The following is a 17673-nucleotide window of genomic DNA, read 5'->3' as shown; positions in this document are numbered from 1 at the left end:
AAATCGGGCCTGCCAGGGTGTGGCTTCTCCGGTGCGGGATCAGCGCCGCGATCAATAGCGCGAAATTTGCACCGTGGCTTCGAAAGCCGGGTCGCGGTCACATCCGCCCTTTCCGGGGCGGTGGCCGGCCAACACGTTTCCGTGCGCGGACTCATCGCACTCTTTAGGGAAAATATGGGGTTTAGCTACCTGCATTCGGCATGCAGTTGCTTGGCGACTTCCCTGCAAACTACTCATGTCATGGCGCTACCCTCAGGCGCCCGTTCCTGTTCAGGTCCTACTTCAGAGCATTCTGTAATTTGGTAGCATCACGCCGATACACGCCGACTCCGACGCACTAATGCCTGTTGTAGTCCCCCCATTCCGTCCGCAGCTCGAAATAGTTGATTGGAATGTTCTGCACCTCGAACACGCTATGACCATAGAAAAAATAGACTTTGCGAACATGCTTTTTCCGCCTTCCCCTGATGGATGGAACGTCGAAGGTTCAGATGCACCTCGATTCGGTTGGGATGAGCTTTACCTCACAAAGTACAACCAAGCATTCAGCCCTTGGCGTTTTTCCAAAAACTGTAGCGCCGTTCTGGGCTATGTACGGGTGCACGGTTTGAGCGACACCATGCGGAAAATGGCTGACTATCTAATGTCAATCGTTGCACCTCACATTGAGAGCATGGGTCAATACCGGTACGTTCGGAATGATTTCCAATGCAAGTATCTTTGGGTGTACATGCAGCCCGCCTTCTATGGTGCGTTCATGAACAACGTCACTGCGCATGGCCTTCTTTATCTGTACGAAGCAACGCGAGAGGAACGATATCTGCTGTTGGCGGATCGGCTCTTGATGACTTCAGTGGACGTTGATGCGCCAGTGCCCTTGTGTAGCCAAGTTGAAGAAGGCATGTGGCTGCATGAGTACGTATTCCAAAGTGAGCTTGAAAGTATTGCCTGGTGTGATTACATGAAAAATGGCAAGTGGAATCTGGCTCGCGTGTTCAATGGCCACATCCACGCACTGTTCACACTCATGCGCTTTCGGGAAATGACAAAGCAGGATTTTTACGACGATGCCATTGCCGAGTCTACGCGGCTGATGGGGTCATTGCTTGAAAGCCAAGTCTACGACAACAGGTATTTCTCTTATTGTGTGGAGATGCCGGTGTATCCGGACTACGGCCAGGAAAGAGCGATGCTTCTGGCCGAAAGCTTGGCAGAACTTACGAGAGACGAATCGGTGATGCATGGGGCCCAGGCGCTAAAGAAAATCTGGCCAGAGGTAAAAGCTAATAACGCTGAAATTCAGACTTCGGGCTTTTCTGCTGCCGAAAAAATATATCTTTCGGCTGTTTCCAAAAAATAGACATGAAAGTTTTTATTCTGGGAAGTTGTGTATCTAGAGACGCTCTCGATTTAGCCACAAAAGAAGAATTCACTCTTGTGGATTACATCGCCAGAACGTCGATTGGAAGCGTGTTCGCCCAACCGCCTTTCGCCGACCATTTCAGCGAAAAGCTGTCGTCTCCGTTTCAGAAACGCCTGGTCCAACTGGATATAGCCAAGTCGACTAAAAGCCTGTTGTCGCTCATGGAAACAGATGTTTTCCTTGTAGACCTTATAGACGAGCGCTTCGACCTGTTGGAAACTGCCCCGGGAAAATTCTGCACACTGACCAACGAATTCGCCGCGACGGGTGCGCCCAATGAGATTCCGGGCCACACGGTAATACCATCAGGCTCGGATCTATTCATGCAATATTGGACCGATGGCTGGAAGGCCCTGGTTGCGCTGCTTTCTCAGCAAGGAATGCTGCATAAGGTCAGGGTGAACGCCGTTCAATTGCAAGAGCGAACCGTGACAGGTGCTCTGTTTAGAAGTGCAAGCGTTGATAGTATCCAGGCATCCAATGTCATGCTCGATAAAATGTACAGCCGGATGTCCGAAGATCTGCAACCGCATCAGTTCTTTCGGTATGGGGACGAAATGGCCTGCCCTGATAAACACAAATGGTCTCCAGAACCGTTTCACTTTACTGAAGAGCTGTCTTTGGAAACACTAAGGAAGCTCAAAGTGGCGGCGGCAGAAATATCCAAATTGGGTCTGTGATGGGATCACGCGGTCAATCCGCCTTCACTTTGCAACCGTGCTGCCGAACTTTGTTGCCGCTGACTCTGACTGATGGTCCGCCCAATCAGTAACGCGGCTGCCTCGTCGCAGGGGCCTGAGCGGCAAGCGCGATGGTCTGCCCGCGCGCCACGCGCCGGAATTCGTCCACCTCGATCAATGCTCCGACCCGCTGTTCAGCATCCGGCTCTTCGCCTTTTCGATATGCGCGCGCATCACGTTGCGCGCGCCGTCGGCGTCCTGTTCTTGAATCAAGCGGTAGATGTGCCGGTGTTCGTCGATTGCGGCTCGGGTGCGCTTCCAGGGTTCGCTGTGGACCAGGTGGCGCATGACGTTGACGGCGTGGCTGACGTCGTATTCCAACGATTTCAGAACCTGGACGAAGCGCTGGTTGCTGGTGGCGGCGGCGATGGCGCGGTGAAAACCGTAATCGTAATGGTGGGCGATGGCGCCCGACGCGTCGGCTTCTTCGTAGCCGGTCAGCATGCGATCCATGTCGCGCAGATCGTCGTTGCTGCGGCGTAGTGCGGCCAGGTATGCGCATTCGGGTTCGATCACCATGCGCAGTTCCAGGCCTTCCAGGATATGGCCGACGCGGCGCGCCGGATCCACGGCGGGCATGCCGCCCATCAGGTCGGGCTTGGCGCGCACGTAGGTGCCGGAGCCTCGGATCGAGTCCACCAACTGGTCTTCGCGCAGGCGGTCCAGCGCCTGCCGGACCACAGGGCGGGACACCTCGAACAGCGCCGCCAGCTCCAGTTCCGTCGGCAGCTTGTTGCCGGGTGCGATTTTGCCGGTGGCGATGGCGTAGAACAGGCTTTCATAGACCCGTTCCGCAAAGCGCTCGGCGCGCACATAGCCCAGGCCGGACGCAACATCCGCCAGCACGTCCAATTCCGGGCGGGGGCGGGAAGCCGATTCCAGCAGGGATTCCAATTGCGGGTCACGCACGTCGCTCATTGGCGCGCTCCTAATAGCATGAAGAAAGCGGACATTTGTCAGTCGCCATGACAAAACCGCTGCGCCCTGTTAACCGTGCAGGGCGGTAAGAGGCTGATATATCAGGGATTACCCGTACCTAATGCCAAAAACTCCGACGATTTGGCGGAAAGCTGTCAATTCAATTGACAAGTTATGGCGGCCTCCCGTAATTTGCAAGAAATCACATCGCCCGCGCCGTTGACGCGCGGATGGCGCAACCGGAATCCCGGCGACGCCTGGCCGACCGCACAACGCGGTGGCTGCACTTTGAGACAACACGCATCACCGCCAATATGGGCTCCCGCACCTCCTTCGCTTGCGCGCACGTTCCATCGTGCGTGGAGCGCTGCGCGCGCGTCGGGGCCTTTTCCGCAACAGGCCGTTCGGCCGCTACTTTACTCCGCACCCCGTGACTCAGAAAAACTTTATCGCCAACCAGTGGGTGGCCTCTGCCACCGGTGAAACCATTGCCGTCGTGAACCCGTCCGATGGCAAGCCCTTCGAGGCGATCGCGCGCTCGGGCGAGGCGGATGTCGACCGCGCCGTGCAGGCGGCGCGCCAGGCGTTCGAAGGCGAGTGGGGCCAGATGGCGCCCGCCACGCGCAGCCGCCTGTTGATGAAGATTGCGTTCGCGCTGCTGGATCGGCAGGAAGAACTGGCGCAATTGGAATCCGCCGATACGGGCAAGCCGATCAAGCAGGCCCGCGCCGACGCGGCCGCCGTTGCGCGTTATTTCGAGTTCTACGCGGGCGCGGTCGACAAGCTGCACGGCGAAACCATTCCCTACACTCCGGGCTTCACCGTGCTGACCGTGCGCGAAGCGCATGGCGTGACGGGCCACATCGTGCCCTGGAATTACCCGCTCCAGATTTTTGGCCGCAGCGTCGGCGCGGCTCTGGCCGCGGGCAATGCCTGCGTGGTCAAGCCCGCCGAAGACGCATGCCTGTCGCTGCTGAAGCTGGCCGAGATCGCGGCGGAAGTCGGCCTGCCCGCAGGCGCGCTGAACATCGTCACCGGCTACGGCCACGAAGCCGGCGCCGCGCTGTCGGCGCACCCAGGTATCGACCACATCTCGTTCACCGGTTCGCCGCAGACGGGCAAGATGGTGGCTCACGCCGCCGCCGACAACCACGTGCCGGTCACCCTGGAACTGGGCGGCAAGTCGCCCCAGATCGTCTTCGATGACGCCGACCTGGACGCCGCCATGCCGGTGCTGCTGGCGGCCATCATCCAGAACGCCGGGCAGACCTGCTCGGCCGGCAGCCGCGTGCTGATCCAGCGCGGCGTGTACGAATCGGTGTTGAAGCGCCTGTCGGACGCCTTCGCGGCAACCGTCACCGGGCCCGCCGAACAGGACCTGGACGTGGGCCCGCTGATCAGCGGCCGCCAGCATGATCGCGTGCGCGGCTTTTTGGCCGAAGCCGAAGCCGAAGGGCTCAAGGTGGCGGCCCGTGGCAAGCTGAAAGAGGGCGCGCCCGAGGCGGGCTACTACCAGCCGCCGGTGCTGTTCCGCGACGTCCCGCCCAACAGCCGCCTGGCGCAGGAAGAAGTGTTCGGCCCGGTCCTGGCCGCCATGGTGTTCGACACCGAGCAAGAGGCGCTGGAAATCGCCAACGGCACGCTGTACGGCCTGGTCGCCGGGGTCTGGACGCGCGATGGCGCGCGTCAGATGCGTCTGGCGCGCCAGTTGCGCGCAGGCCAGGTCTTCATCAACAACTACGGCGCCGGTGGTGGCGTGGAACTGCCGTTCGGCGGCTCGCGCCAATCGGGCTATGGCCGCGAAAAGGGCTTTGAAGCGCTGTACGGCTTCACGACGTTGAAGACCATCGCGATCCGTCATTGATGGCCTGAGCAGGTGGCGCGAGCCGCCTGCGCAGGGGGCGGCGGCGGGCAAAATATCGGTTAACGTTGATGTTTTGCTTCTGGGGCCCGCCGCCCCGTATTCAGGATCCGTATGTTCACCGGTATTGTTCAAGGCACCGCGACGATCGCGAAGATCGCGGACCGCGAAGGCCTGCGCACCTTCACGCTGGATTTCCCCCCTGGTTTCTGTGTTGACCTGGCCGTAGGCGCCAGCGTATCGACGGATGGCGTCTGCCTGACCGTCACCGAGCTGCTTTCCGACCACCAGGCCACGTTCGACGTGATGCTGCAAAGCCTGGCGATCACCACGCTGGGCAGCTACGTCGAAGGCGGCCGCGCCAACGTCGAGCGCGCCGCGAAGGATGGGGCCGAGATCGGCGGGCATCCGCTGTCGGGGCACGTGGACTTCACGTCCGAAGTCGTGATGGTGAAGTCGTCCGACACCAATCGGCTGATGCGGTTCAGCATTCCCGAGGCGTTTCGCAAGTACGTGTTCGCCAAGGGCTACATCGCCATCAACGGCGCCAGCCTGACCGTGTCCGAGGTGAACCGGTCCGAAGGCTGGTTCGAGGTGTGGCTCATCCCCGAGACCCGCCGCATGACCGTGTTCGAAGACAAGCAGGTGGGCGACTTCGTCAACATCGAAATCGAACGCAGCACGCAGGTGCTGGTCGACACCGTGCGCGAAACGGTGCAGGAAAGCCTGGGCAAGTTGCAACCCTTGCTGGAAGCCATCCTGAAGGAAAAGGGCTTGACCCTGGAAGACTTCGTCAGCCCGCAGGGCAAGCTGAAGTAAGGCGCGCGGGGGCTTGCCCCGCGCTGCTGTTTTTGCATCGCTGCGCGGCTTCAGTGCACCGCTTCCCTGCACCGCTTCACTGCACAGCCTCACTGCACAGCTTCACTGCACAGCTTCACTGCACAGCTTCACTGCACAGCCTCACTGCGCGGCGCGATCGCGCGACCTGCCTGCGCGACCCCGCCTCGCCACCTTACTCTCCAAACGCGCGTCCTTCGGGACGCACGCGAATGCCGGGCTGCAAGCGCGTCCATGGCAGGTCGGCCGGGTCTGCCTGCATCGGGCCGGGCGCCTTGGCCACCAGCACCTCTTGGGCGATGGGCTGGAAGTCGGCGCGAAAATGCACCGAGCTTTTGACCACCAGGATGCCCATCTCCTCGGGCTGCACGCCGCCCACGCGGAACAGGTTGCGGTCCAGCATCTGCGCCTTGCTGGCGCTGACCACCACGCGCACTCCGCCGATCCGCAGGCCGGCCACGGCCCCCAGGTCCACGTCCATGCCGTGCATCATCGGCCCGTCGAAACGCAGCTTGCCGGGCGACAGTGTTTCCACCACGAACTCTCCGGTGAACGGAGCGTCTCCCGCCACGCCAGACTGCCCACCCAGGCTCAACGTCACCGTGTTGCCCAAACCGGCGGCGGTAGCGGCCTGCACGGCCTGCGGATCGTAGAGCAGGCCAAGCGCGGCATTCTGCGCATCCGCCTCGACCAGCGCGCGCAGCATGCCGGTGGTGTTGGCGTCGCCGCCCGCGCCGGGATTGTCCTGCGTGTCGGCGATTACGATGGGGCGCGACGCGCCTGCCGCCAGGGCCTGCGCGCGGCGCACGGCTTCAGCGGGCTCCAGGAAGTCGGGCGACCATTGCGGTTCCAGTTCAAGCACCTGCCGGTACAGCGTGTCGGTGACGTGCTTGGTGGCCTCCGCGTCCGTGCCGTAGGCCCACACAACCGGGCCGCACTCAGGAAAATCAGCGGCGGGAAACCCCGGCGCGAACGACATGGATGCAACGCCCGGCGTCTGCTCCAGCATGCCCAGCGCCTCGTATACGCCTTGCGACGGTTGCAGCATGGTGCACATGCCGTTGATCGGAATCAGGAAGGGCAGGCGGCGCACGCGTAGAGTCCAGTTGTCGCCGGCCTCGATGCGCGCCAGCAGCAGGCGTGCCGCGTGTGCGCCCGTGTCGGCCATGTCCACGTGCGGGTAGGTGCGAAAGGCCACCAGCGCGTCGGCTTCTTGCAGCATCTGCGCGGTGACGTTGGCGTGCAGGTCCAGGCTGGCGACCACCGGCACTGATGGCCCGACGATCTGGCGCACACGCGCCAGCAGTTCGCCTTCGCCATCGTCCAGGTGTTCAGTCACCATCGCGCCGTGCAGGTCCAGGTAGACGGCGTCGTAGCGGCCCGCGCGCGCGGCTTCCAGGATTTCACCGGCGATGCGCTCGAAGGCGTCGCGCGTCACGTGCGCGGACGGGCTTGCGCCCGCCCAGATCACCGGATGCACGGTGTGCCCCTGATCCAGGACGGCGTTGATGAAACCGCCCGCGGGTATGTTGACGGACCGCAGCGCCAGCATGTCTTCGCCACGCACCATCGCGGGAAAGCCTTCGCCGCGGACAAAATTGTCATACCCCGCCTTGGATGGCGCAAAGGTATTGGTCTCGTGCTGGAAGCCAGCCACCAGGATGTGCATGTGTTTTCCTCTTGGATTGTCGTTTTTGGTTGGGGTGTTCAAGGCAAGGGCGCGCGCGCGGGGCGCCACGCTTGGGACATCGCTTGCCGTGCGAAGCCGCCCGGACGATTATTGGAGACGCGCGCGGCTTTAGCAATAGCGGTCTACCGAGGGGCGCGACACGTGCGCGCCGCCTGCCGCGCGTGGCGGTCAGCCGCAGTTTTTAATAAATTCTTGATATTCAAAGGTAGATATACCAATGCTTTCCAGGCATAAACGTCTTGAAAGGCGCATGAATGCTCAAGAATTTTCTGAATTTCCCATGGTGCCGTCGTTTCAGGCTGAATCGGAATACAATGCCAGCACTTCCGGAGGTTCCTATGTCGGTCATATCCGATATCAAAATTCGCCCCCTAGAGCGCGGCGACCTGCACTTCGTGCACAAGATCAACAATAACGACGTCATCATGCGGTACTGGTTCGAAGAGCCTTACGAGGCCTATGACGAACTGGTCGCACTTTACGACCGCCACCTGCACGACCAAAACGAACGGCGCTTCATCATCGAACACGATACCGGCCAACCCGCCGGTCTGGTCGAGCTGGTTGAAATCGACTACATCCATCGCCGCGCCGAATTCCAGATCATCATTGCCCCCAGCTACCAGGGCAGGGGATACGCCAAGGCCGCCACGCGTATCGCGGTGGGCTACGCGTTTCGCGTGCTGAACATGCACAAGGTCTATCTGGTGGTCGACAAAGACAACACCGCGGCCGTACACGTCTACGAACGCTGCGGCTTCCAGATCGAAGGGCTGATGAAAGAAGAGTTCTTCTCTAACGGCGCCTACCGCGACGCCTACCGCATGGCGCTGCTGCAACACGAGCATCTGCGCGATGTCGGCCCCGGCGCGCCAGACGCGCCCGTGCTACGCGACTGGCCCCAGGAAGAACAGACTGGCTGAAGCGCCCGACTCAATCTGCCGCGCGCAGCAGGCGCAGCCCGTTGGCCACCACCAGCAGGCTTGCGCCCACATCCGCGAACACGGCCATCCACAGCGTGGCGTTGCCAGTCATGGCAAGCGCCAGGAACACCACCTTGATGCCCAGCGCCAGCACGATGTTCTGGATCAGCACGCGGTGCGTGGCGCGCGACAGGCGCAAAAATGTCCCGATCTTGCGCAGGTCGTCGTCCATCAAGGCAACATCCGCCGTTTCAATCGCTGTGCCCGTGCCGGCCGCGCCCATCGCGAAACCGATGTCGGCGCGCGCCAGCGCGGGCGCGTCGTTGATGCCGTCGCCCACCATGCCCACCTTGCCGTTGGCCGCCAGCTTGCTTTCGATGGCGGCCAGCTTGTCTTCCGGCAACTGATCGCCGCGCGCTTCATCGATGCCGACCTGCCGCGCGATGGCCTGCGCGGTGGGCGTGTTGTCGCCCGTCAGCATCAGCGTGCGCACGCCCAGCGCATGCAGGTCGGCGATGGCGGCGGCGCTGGTGGGCTTGACGGTGTCGGCCACGGCGGCCAGCGCCAGCACGCGCTGCCCGTCCGTCAACGCGATGGCGCTTTTGCCCTGGTTTTCGAGCTCGTCCATGCGCGCTTCCAGCGTCGGGCTGGAGACGCCCGCGTCGCGCATCAGGCGGCGGTTGCCCAGTTGGAACGTCACGCCGTCAATCTGTCCGCTGACGCCACGGCCGGGCAGGGCGGTGAAGGCGTCCACGTCCAGCAGCGTCTTGCCGGCTTCGCGGGCGGCGTTGGCCACGGCCAATGACACCGGGTGGTCCGAGCGCGCAGCCAGGCTGGCGGCGATCAACGTCGCAGGATGGCGGGTAGTGTCGGACGTGTCCCAGTCTTGCAGGTCGGTCTGCACGGGCTTGCCGTGGGTCAGCGTGCCGGTCTTGTCCAGCGCCAGCCACTTCAGGTTGCGGCCTTCTTCCAGATACACGCCGCCCTTGACCAGGATGCCGCGGCGCGAGGCGGCGGTCAGACCGCTCACGATGCTGACCGGCGTGGAAATCACCAACGCGCACGGGCAGGCAATGATCAGCAGCGCCAGCGCGCGGTAGATCGCGTCGAACCACGGCTGGCCCCAAAAGAGCGGGGGCACGGTCGCCACCAGCACGGCCACCGCGACGACGGCGGGCGTGTAGATGCGCGAGAAGCGGTCGATGAAGCGTTGCGTGGGCGCGCGCGCGCCCTGGGCCTGTTCCACCGCGTGAATGATGCGGGCCAGCGTCGTGTTGCCGGCCGCCGCCGTGACGCGGTATTCGAACGAGCCGGCGGCGTTCACGGTGGCCGCATAGACGGGGTCGTCCTGCGCCTTTTCCACGGGCAGGCTTTCACCGGTGATCGGCGATTGGTCGACCGTCGAACTGCCGCTGACGATGATGCCGTCCGCCGCGATGCGCTCGCCCGGGCGCACCCGCACCACGTCGCCCACGTTCAATTGCGCGGCCGGCACTTCCCGCCACGCGCCATCGGTTTGGCGAACGGTGGCCGTTTCAGGCGCCAGGTCCAGCAGGCCTCGCACCGCGTTGCGGGCGCGGTCCAGCGACCGGGCTTCGATCAGCTCGGCCACGTTGAACAGGAACATCACCATGGCGGCCTCGGGCCATTGCCCGATCAGCACCGCGCCGGTGACGGCGATGCTCATCAGCGCGTTGATGTTCAGGTTGCCGTTGCGCACGGCGATCCAGCCCTTGCGATAGGTGCTGACACCGCAGGCCAGAATGGCGGCCACGGCCAGCGCCGCCGTCACGCCCCAATGCCAGCCAGCGAAATGCGAGAACTCGGACAGCGCGGCCAGCACGCCGGCCCCGCCGATCAGCCACCAGTTGACGCGGCTGGCGGCGGGCACAGGGGCACCTGCAGCGCCCTCGGCCAGCGGCTCGGGCGTCATGTCCAGCGACTTGATGGCGGCCATGATGCGGTCCAGCGCGCCTTCGGCGTGAACCACGGTCAGCACCCGTTGCATCAGGTTGAAATCCAGCGCGTGCACGCCGTCCAGGCCATCCAGCTTCTTGCGGATCAGCGTTTCTTCGGTCGGGCAGTCCATCTGCCCGATGCGCAGCCGCGCGAGCACCTGGCCGGGGCCGGCAGCCAGGGTGGCCGTGCCGGATCCCGCCGCCGCGTATATCGGAGCGCCATGATCGTGCCCGCAGCAGGTGGCTGGCGCCTGGGAGTGGCCGTGGTCGTGGGAATGGTCGTGGTCGTGGCGGTGATCGCCGTCATGGCCATGGTCGTGGCCCTGGGCGCCGGCCGCATGCTCGTGCGAGGCGTGGTCATCATGATCGTGGCGCGGCTCAGTATGGGCGTGGCCATGGCCCTCGCAGCAGGCGTCGGCCTGTCCGGGCGCGCGGGGATCCTGGGATTTGATCGGAGGAAATGCCATCGTCTATGCCTTGTTCTAGCGGATGTCGGTATTGCACACCTTGGAGTTACTATAGGGTCAACCCCCAAATTGACTGGACCTTGCAACCGAGGAGGCGTGATGCGAATTGGCGAACTGGCCACGGCGGCCGGCACAACGGTGGAAACCGTCCGTTATTACGAAAAAGAAGGTTTGCTGCCCGCGCCCGAACGCGGGCTGAACAATTACCGCAGCTACGGCCAACCGCATCTGGAACGGCTGCGCCTGATCCGAAATTGCCGCGCGCTGGACATGACGCAGGACGAGATCCGCGCCATTCTGTCCTTGGCCGACAACCATCAGAAGGGTTGCGGCCCCATCAACGAACTGTTCGACGAACACATTTCCCATGTGGACGAGCGCATCGCCGAACTCATGCAGCTGAAAACCCAACTGACCGAACTGCGCCAGCGCTGCCTGTCGGCGCGGCCGGATACGGACGATTGCGGCATCCTGCATGGCCTGTCCGAGATGCAGGTCGAAGAGCGCCAGGAACGCCACACGCATCTGGGTTGAGCCCTGGCGCCGGCCGCCGCCGCAAGCCCTTGCACGCGATGCCCTTGCCACCGGCCGGGGGATACCCGGACCGGCCCGCGCCATCGCTTACTATGAGAATCTGTCTTTTTTACAAAAGCGCCTGAATCAATGACCGACACCACCACCGCCACGCCGCTGCACGCGCTCTACACGCGCCGTTCCTTCAAATTCCTGCGCGGCCCCGGCCCCAAACCCGCTGAACTTGAACAGATCCTGCAAGCCGCCATGTCGGCGCCCGACCATGGCGCGCTGCGGCCGTGGCGCTTTGTCGTGATTACCGGCGACGCCATTGGCAAGCTGGCCGACGTGGCGCTGGATGCCGTCAAGCGCAGCGGCGACCCGCGCATGACGCCCGAAAAGGAAAAGTCGGTGCGCGAATGGATGGCCAGCGTGCCGCTGTTCATCGGCGTGGCGCAGAAGATCGCGCACGGCAACACCAAGATCCCCGAACACGAGCAGCTGCTGGCCACCGGCTGCGCGGTCATGAACATCCTGAACGCCACGCACATGCTGGGCTACGGCGCGTTCTGGAGCACCGGCGTGGGCACCTACGTCGAAGACGTGCAGAACGCCTTGGGATTCGATTCGCTGGACTACCGCTTCCTGGGCTATCTGGCCATCGGCACGCCCGGCTGCGCGGTGCCCCCGGCCAACCGCCCCGACTTCCGCGAATTCGTCACGGAATGGACCGGCCCGGTCTGACGCCGCACGGTTTCATCGCTTTGCCAGGACGCCCGCCAGGGCGTCTTTTTTTTGCGTGTCCACGTCAGCCGCAGCGCCATTGCGCCATTCCAAAGCCGGCCTCCACGCAGCACGGCCAAGCGTCGATAGCCGCCTGCCGCGCGCGCTGCTTGCCACTGCGGATCGCCGTTGGTAAAGCGTGGAAAACCCCTAGGACGAGGCGGGTGGACTAGCCCCGAAAGCCGTCTCAAGCGCCCCGTCCCCTGTGCTAATCTCGTCGACGGCCACGCATATTTATCCCTATGCGCGGGCCGACGATGGCAGCGCTTGAGGTCACACGCCTTGTGCAATGCCTTGGTAGGAAGAAAACGCGTGACACGATCAAGCGTGGAGACAATATATGAGCCAGTATGGGCCGTTGAAGTTGCACGTCCCCGAGCCTACAGGGCGTCCGGGTTGCAAGACAGACTTTTCCTATCTGCATCTATCGCCGCCCGGCGAGGTGCCCAAACCCCCCATTGATGTCGCCGCTGTCGATACCGGCGCGCTGGCTTACAGCCTGGTGCGAGTGATCGACGACGACGGCCGCGCGGTGGGCCCCTGGGCCCCCGAGATCAGCGATGATCTTTTGCGCGCCGGCATGCGGGCCATGCTCAAGACGCGCATCTTCGACGGGCGCATGCTGACCGCGCAGCGCAAGAAGAAAATCTCGTTCTACATGCAGAGCCTGGGTGAAGAGGCCATCGGGTCCGCCCACGCGCTGGCGCTGGAACAGGGCGACATGTGCTTTCCGACCTATCGCCAGCAAAGCCTTCTGCTGTCGCGCGATGTGTCGCTGGTGACGATGATGTGCCAGCTGATGTCCAACGAGCGCGACCCGCTCAAGGGCCGCCAGTTGCCGGTCATGTATTCCGACCGCGAAAACGGCTTCTTCACCATCTCGGGCAACCTGGCCACGCAGTTCATCCAGGCGGTGGGCTGGGCGATGGCCTCCGCCATCAAGGGCGACACCCGCATCGCGTCGGCCTGGATCGGCGACGGCGCCACGGCCGAAGCCGACTTCCATACCGCGCTGACCTTCGCGCACGTGTACCGCGCGCCGGTCATCCTGAACGTGGTCAACAACCAGTGGGCCATCTCGACGTTCCAGGCGATTGCCGGCGGCGAAGGCGCCACCTTCGCGGGGCGCGGCGTGGGCTGCGGCATCGCGTCGCTGCGCGTGGATGGCAATGATTTCCTGGCGGTGTATTCCGCCTCGCGCTGGGCCGCCGAGCGCGCCCGCCGCAACCTGGGCCCGACCCTGATCGAATGGGTGACCTACCGCGCCGGCCCGCATTCGACCTCCGACGACCCTTCCAAGTACCGGCCTGGCGATGACTGGGCGCACTTTCCGCTGGGCGACCCGATCGAGCGCTTCAAGAAGCACCTGATCGGCCTGGGCATCTGGTCCGACGCCGAGCACGACGCCGTCCGCGCCGAACTCGACGCCGAGATCGTGGCCGCGCAAAAGGAAGCGGAAAGCTACGGCACCCTGGTGGACGGCCACGTCCCCAGCGCCGCCAGCATCTTTGAAGACGTCTACAAGGACATGCCGGAGCATCTGCGCCGGCAGCGCCAGCAGCTCGGAGTCTGACCATGGCAATCGATAACAACGCTGGTCCGGCCTCGTCGCCGATGACCATGATCCAGGCTTTGCGCTCGGCCATGGATGTGATGCTGGAGCGTGACAACAACGTGGTGGTGTTCGGGCAGGACGTCGGTTATTTCGGCGGCGTGTTCCGGTGCACCGAAGGCCTGCAAGCCAAGTACGGCAGCTCGCGCGTGTTCGACACGCCGATTTCCGAAGGCGGCATCGTCGGCGTGGCGGTGGGCATGGGCGCCTACGGCTTGCGGCCCGTGTGCGAAATTCAATTCGCGGATTATTTCTATCCCGCCTCGGACCAGATCGTGTCCGAGGCCGCGCGCCTGCGCTATCGCTCGGTGGGCGAATTCATCGCTCCGATGACCATCCGCATGCCCTGCGGCGGCGGCATCTATGGCGGGCAGACGCACAGCCAAAGCCCCGAGGCCATGTTCACGCAGGTGTGCGGGCTGCGCACGGTGATGCCGTCCAACCCCTATGACGCCAAGGGCCTGTTGATCGCGTCCATCGAAAATGACGACCCGGTCATCTTCCTGGAACCCAAGCGGCTCTACAACGGCCCCTTCGACGGCCACCATGACCGGCCGGTGACGCCCTGGACGGGCCGCCCCGGCAGCGTGGTCCCCACGGGTTACTACACCGTGCCGCTGGACTCCGCCGCCATCGTGCGGCCGGGCAACGCGCTGACGGTGCTGACCTACGGCACCACGGTGTATGTGTCGCTGACCGCCGCCGAAGAGACCGGCATCGACGCCGAAGTCATCGATCTGCGCAGCCTCTGGCCGCTGGATCTGGAAACCATCGTGAACTCGGTCAAGAAGACCGGCCGCTGCGTCGTGGTGCACGAAGCCACGCGCACCTGCGGGTATGGCGCGGAACTGATCGCGCTGGTGCAAGAGCATTGCTTCCATCACCTGGAGGCGCCCGTCGAACGCGTGACCGGTTGGGACACTCCCTATCCGCATGCGCAGGAATGGGCGTACTTCCCCGGCCCGCGCCGGGTTGGCGAAGCGTTCAAACGCGCGATGGAGGTGTGAGATGGGGATCCATATCATCAAGATGCCTGACATCGGCGAAGGCATTGCCGAAGTCGAATTGGTGGGCTGGCACGTCAAGGTGGGCGACACGGTGGCCGAAGACCAGCCGCTGGCCGATGTGATGACCGACAAGGCCACGGTGGAAATTCCGTCGCCCGTGGTCGGTAAAGTTATTGCGCTGGGTGGCGACGTGGGCCAGGTGATGGCCGTAGGCGGCGAACTGATCCGGCTGGAAGTCGAAGGCGAGGGCAATGAGCGCGCCGGATCCGGTGCGCCGCAGAAGGCCGCTTCGCAACCCGCGCAGCCGGCCCCGTCGGAACCGGCGACCAAAGCGGGAGGCATCGCGGGCCAGATCGCGGCGTCGATGACGCCAGCGGCTGGGAGTCAAACTGCTTTGCAGAGCGGGCAGGGCGCGGGGCAACCCTCGGCGCCAGCACGCGGACAGCCATCCGCCCGTCAGGCCACGTCCCCGGCACGCGCCGCCGCAGCGCGCCAGCCGGGTGAAAAGGCGCTGGCCTCGCCCGCCGTGCGCAAGCGCGCCTGGGACCTGGGCGTAGAACTGCGCTTTGTTGCCGGCAGCGGTCCGGCTGGTCGCGTGCTGCATGAAGACCTGGACGCCTATCTGCAATCGCAAGGGGCGGGCAACGCCGCGCGCGGCGGCTCGGCGTATGTCGAGCGGCATGACGAAGACGTGGTGCCGGTCATCGGCCTGCGCCGCAAGATCGCGCAGAAGATGGCCGAGTCCAAGCGCCGCATTCCCCATTTCAGCTATGTCGAGGAAATCGACGTGACCGAACTGGAAGACCTGCGGGTGCAGCTCAACCAGAAATGGGGCGAGTCGCGCGGCAAGCTCACGCTGTTGCCGCTGCTGGCGCGCGCCATGGTCGTGGCGCTGCGCGACTTTCCGCAGATCAACGCGCGCTATGACGACGAAGGCGGCGTGGTGACGCGCTACGGCGCGGTGCACATCGGCATCGCCACGCAAAGCGACGGCGGCCTGATGGTGCCGGTGTTGCGGCACGCCGAAGCGCGCGACCTCTGGTCCATGGCCGCCGAGATCGGGCGGCTGGCGCAGGCGGTGCGCAACGGCACGGCCGGGCGCGACGAGCTGACCGGCTCGACCATCACCATCACCAGCCTGGGCCCCCTGGGCGGCATCGTGACGACGCCGGTCATCAATCACCCCGAGGTGGGCATCGTGGGCGTGAACCGCATCGTCGAGCGGCCCGCGTTCCGCAACGGCGCCGTGGTGGCGCGCAAGCTGATGAACCTGTCGTCCTCGTTCGACCACCGCGTGGTGGACGGCATGGACGCGGCGCGTTTCATCCAGGCGGTGCGCGCGCTGCTGGAACAACCCGCGCTGCTATTCGTGGAGTAAGCATGAGCCAGATCACAAAGACAACGACCTTGCTGGTGATCGGCGGCGGCCCTGGCGGCTACGTGGCCGCCATCCGCGCCGGCCAGTTGGGCGTGCCGACCATCCTGGTCGAAGGCGCGCAACTGGGCGGCACCTGCCTGAACATCGGCTGCATTCCATCCAAGGCGCTGATTCACGCGGCCGAGGAATTCGACAAGGCGCGCCATTACGCCGGGCAGTCGCCACTGGGCATTTCAGTATCGACACCCGCCATCGACATTGCGCGCACCGTGTCGTGGAAAGACGGCATCGTCGGCAAGCTGACGGGCGGCGTGGGCGCGCTGCTGAAGAAGAATGGCGTGCAGGTCGTGCAAGGCTGGGCCAGCTTGCTGGACGGCAAGACGGCCGAGGTCAGCACGGCCGAGGGTGGCGTCATGCGTATCCAGTGCGAGCACCTGCTGCTGGCGGCCGGCTCCGAGCCCACGCCGCTTGTGTCGATGCCGTTTGGCGGCATGGTGGTGTCATCCACCGAAGCCCTGTCGCCCACGTCCATCCCCAAGCAGATGGTGGTGGTGGGCGGCGGCTATATCGGCCTGGAACTGGGCACCGTGTACCGCAAGCTGGGGGCGGAAGTGGCCGTGGTGGAAGCGCAGGACCGCATCCTGCCGACCTACGACGCGGAACTGACCCGGCCTGTGGCCGCCGCGCTGGAGAAGATGGGCGTGTCGCTGCATCTGAACCGCAAGGTGCTGGGCCTGAACGGCGCGGGCGACGCGGTGCGTATCCAGGATGCGTCGGGCGTCGAAACCCTGTTGCCGGCCGACCGCGTGCTGATCGCCGTGGGCCGTCGGCCACGCACACAGGGCTGGGGGCTGGAAAGCCTGCAACTGGATCGCAAGGGCAATGCGCTGCGCATTGATGATCAGTGCCGCACGTCCATGCGCGACGTCTGGGCCATCGGCGATATCGCCGGCGAGCCCATGCTGGCGCATCGCGCGATGGCGCAAGGCGAGATGGTGGCGGAACTGGTGGCCGGCAAGCGCCGTCACTTCCAGCCCGCCGCGATCCCCGCCGTGTGCTTCACCGATCCCGAGGTCGTCGTCGCGGGCCTGTCGCCGTCGGACGCACAGGCCGCGGGCTTGGACTGCCTGGCGGCCTCGTTCCCGTTCGCCGCCAACGGCCGCGCCATGACGCTGGAATCCACCGACGGCTTTGTCCGCGTGGTGGCCCGGCGCGACAACCACCTGATCGTGGGTTGGCAGGCGGTGGGGCGCGGCGTGTCGGAACTGTCGACGGCGTTCGGCCAGTCGCTGGAGATGGGCGCCACGCTGGAAGATGTGGCGGGCACCATCCACGCGCATCCCACGCTGGGCGAAGCGGTGCAGGAAGCGGCGCTCAAGGCGCTGGGCCACGCGCTGCATATTTAGCGGACGACGGGCAAGGAGGCGGCTTGAGGCCGCTTCCGTTGCGCTGGGGCGATCTGGCGTTGTCGGTGCGTCGCGGCTATTCGATGCCGTGCTTACGTTACTTCGCAGGCGCCATGCGATGTCCGTGTTTGCCGCTGCTTCGCGCAAGCTGGGGCGG

14 protein-coding genes are annotated in these 17673 nt (G+C 64.2%); 11 read left to right on the top strand and 3 right to left on the bottom strand.

What is annotated here, in order from left to right; translation table 11 throughout:
* The first annotated feature begins 415 nt into the window (after positions 1-415).
* Complete coding sequence (locus tag API01S_RS26455; RefSeq protein WP_156329869.1) at positions 416-1360, top strand: hypothetical protein; 945 nt, start codon at positions 416-418, stop codon at positions 1358-1360.
* 2 nt (positions 1361-1362) lie between these two features.
* Positions 1363-2103 (top strand): DUF6270 domain-containing protein, encoded by a 741-nt coding sequence (locus API01S_RS26450; RefSeq protein WP_050729097.1) that lies wholly within the window; start codon positions 1363-1365, stop codon positions 2101-2103.
* A 174-nt stretch (positions 2104-2277) separates the two neighbouring features.
* Here API01S_RS26450 and API01S_RS26445 read toward each other — a convergent pair whose 3' ends face one another.
* Positions 2278-3081, bottom strand: a complete 804-nt coding sequence (locus API01S_RS26445; protein WP_006218925.1) for a FadR/GntR family transcriptional regulator — start codon at positions 3079-3081, stop codon at positions 2278-2280.
* 430 nt (positions 3082-3511) lie between these two features.
* Between API01S_RS26445 and API01S_RS26440 the strand changes: the two genes are divergently transcribed.
* A complete protein-coding gene (locus API01S_RS26440) occupies positions 3512-4945 on the top strand; it encodes an aldehyde dehydrogenase family protein (RefSeq protein WP_050729096.1) in 1434 nt (477 codons plus the stop codon).
* 111 nt (positions 4946-5056) lie between these two features.
* On the top strand, positions 5057-5761 hold the full coding sequence (locus API01S_RS26435) for a riboflavin synthase (RefSeq protein WP_050729095.1): 705 nt from the start codon (positions 5057-5059) through the stop codon (positions 5759-5761).
* A 193-nt stretch (positions 5762-5954) separates the two neighbouring features.
* On the opposite strand, the gene API01S_RS26430 is transcribed toward API01S_RS26435, so the two are convergent.
* Positions 5955-7448, bottom strand: a complete 1494-nt coding sequence (locus API01S_RS26430) for a M81 family metallopeptidase (protein ID WP_061306536.1) — start codon at positions 7446-7448, stop codon at positions 5955-5957.
* A 359-nt stretch (positions 7449-7807) separates the two neighbouring features.
* Here API01S_RS26430 and speG point away from each other — a divergent pair, with 359 nt between their 5' ends.
* Positions 7808-8392 (top strand): spermidine N1-acetyltransferase, encoded by a 585-nt coding sequence (gene speG / locus API01S_RS26425; RefSeq protein ID WP_006218930.1) that lies wholly within the window; start codon positions 7808-7810, stop codon positions 8390-8392.
* Positions 8393-8402: 10 nt separating this feature from the next.
* Here the strand turns inward: speG and API01S_RS26420 are convergent, their stop codons facing one another.
* A complete protein-coding gene (locus tag API01S_RS26420; protein WP_061306535.1) occupies positions 8403-10817 on the bottom strand; it encodes a heavy metal translocating P-type ATPase in 2415 nt (804 codons plus the stop codon).
* Between the two features lie 99 nt (positions 10818-10916).
* Here API01S_RS26420 and cadR point away from each other — a divergent pair, with 99 nt between their 5' ends.
* The 6 genes from cadR (at position 10917) to lpdA (ending at position 17516) form a co-directional block, all read left to right on the top strand.
* Complete coding sequence (cadR, locus tag API01S_RS26415) at positions 10917-11351, top strand: Cd(II)/Pb(II)-responsive transcriptional regulator (RefSeq protein WP_039883155.1); 435 nt, start codon at positions 10917-10919, stop codon at positions 11349-11351.
* A 129-nt stretch (positions 11352-11480) separates the two neighbouring features.
* Positions 11481-12074: a nitroreductase family protein gene (locus tag API01S_RS26410; protein ID WP_006218932.1), complete on the top strand. Its 594-nt coding sequence runs from the start codon at positions 11481-11483 to the stop codon at positions 12072-12074.
* Positions 12075-12453: 379 nt separating this feature from the next.
* Positions 12454-13686: a 3-methyl-2-oxobutanoate dehydrogenase (2-methylpropanoyl-transferring) subunit alpha gene (locus API01S_RS26405; protein WP_050729092.1), complete on the top strand. Its 1233-nt coding sequence runs from the start codon at positions 12454-12456 to the stop codon at positions 13684-13686.
* 2 nt (positions 13687-13688) lie between these two features.
* On the top strand, positions 13689-14732 hold the full coding sequence (locus API01S_RS26400) for an alpha-ketoacid dehydrogenase subunit beta (protein WP_006218934.1): 1044 nt from the start codon (positions 13689-13691) through the stop codon (positions 14730-14732).
* A gap of 1 nt (position 14733) precedes the next feature.
* Entirely contained in the window at positions 14734-16110 is a 1377-nt protein-coding gene (locus API01S_RS26395; protein ID WP_061306534.1) for a dihydrolipoamide acetyltransferase family protein, read from the top strand.
* Between the two features lie 2 nt (positions 16111-16112).
* Positions 16113-17516 carry a dihydrolipoyl dehydrogenase gene (lpdA, locus tag API01S_RS26390; RefSeq protein ID WP_061306533.1) on the top strand — a complete coding sequence of 468 codons (1404 nt, stop codon included), beginning with the start codon at positions 16113-16115 and terminating at the stop codon, positions 17514-17516.
* Positions 17517-17673: the final 157 nt, after the last annotated feature.

The organism is Achromobacter piechaudii NBRC 102461 (assembly GCF_001571245.1).
GTDB classification, from domain to species: Bacteria; Pseudomonadota; Gammaproteobacteria; order Burkholderiales; family Burkholderiaceae_B; genus Achromobacter; species Achromobacter piechaudii.
The sequence above is the reverse complement of the archived record's forward strand: the minus strand, read 5'-3'. Positions and strand labels throughout refer to the sequence as shown.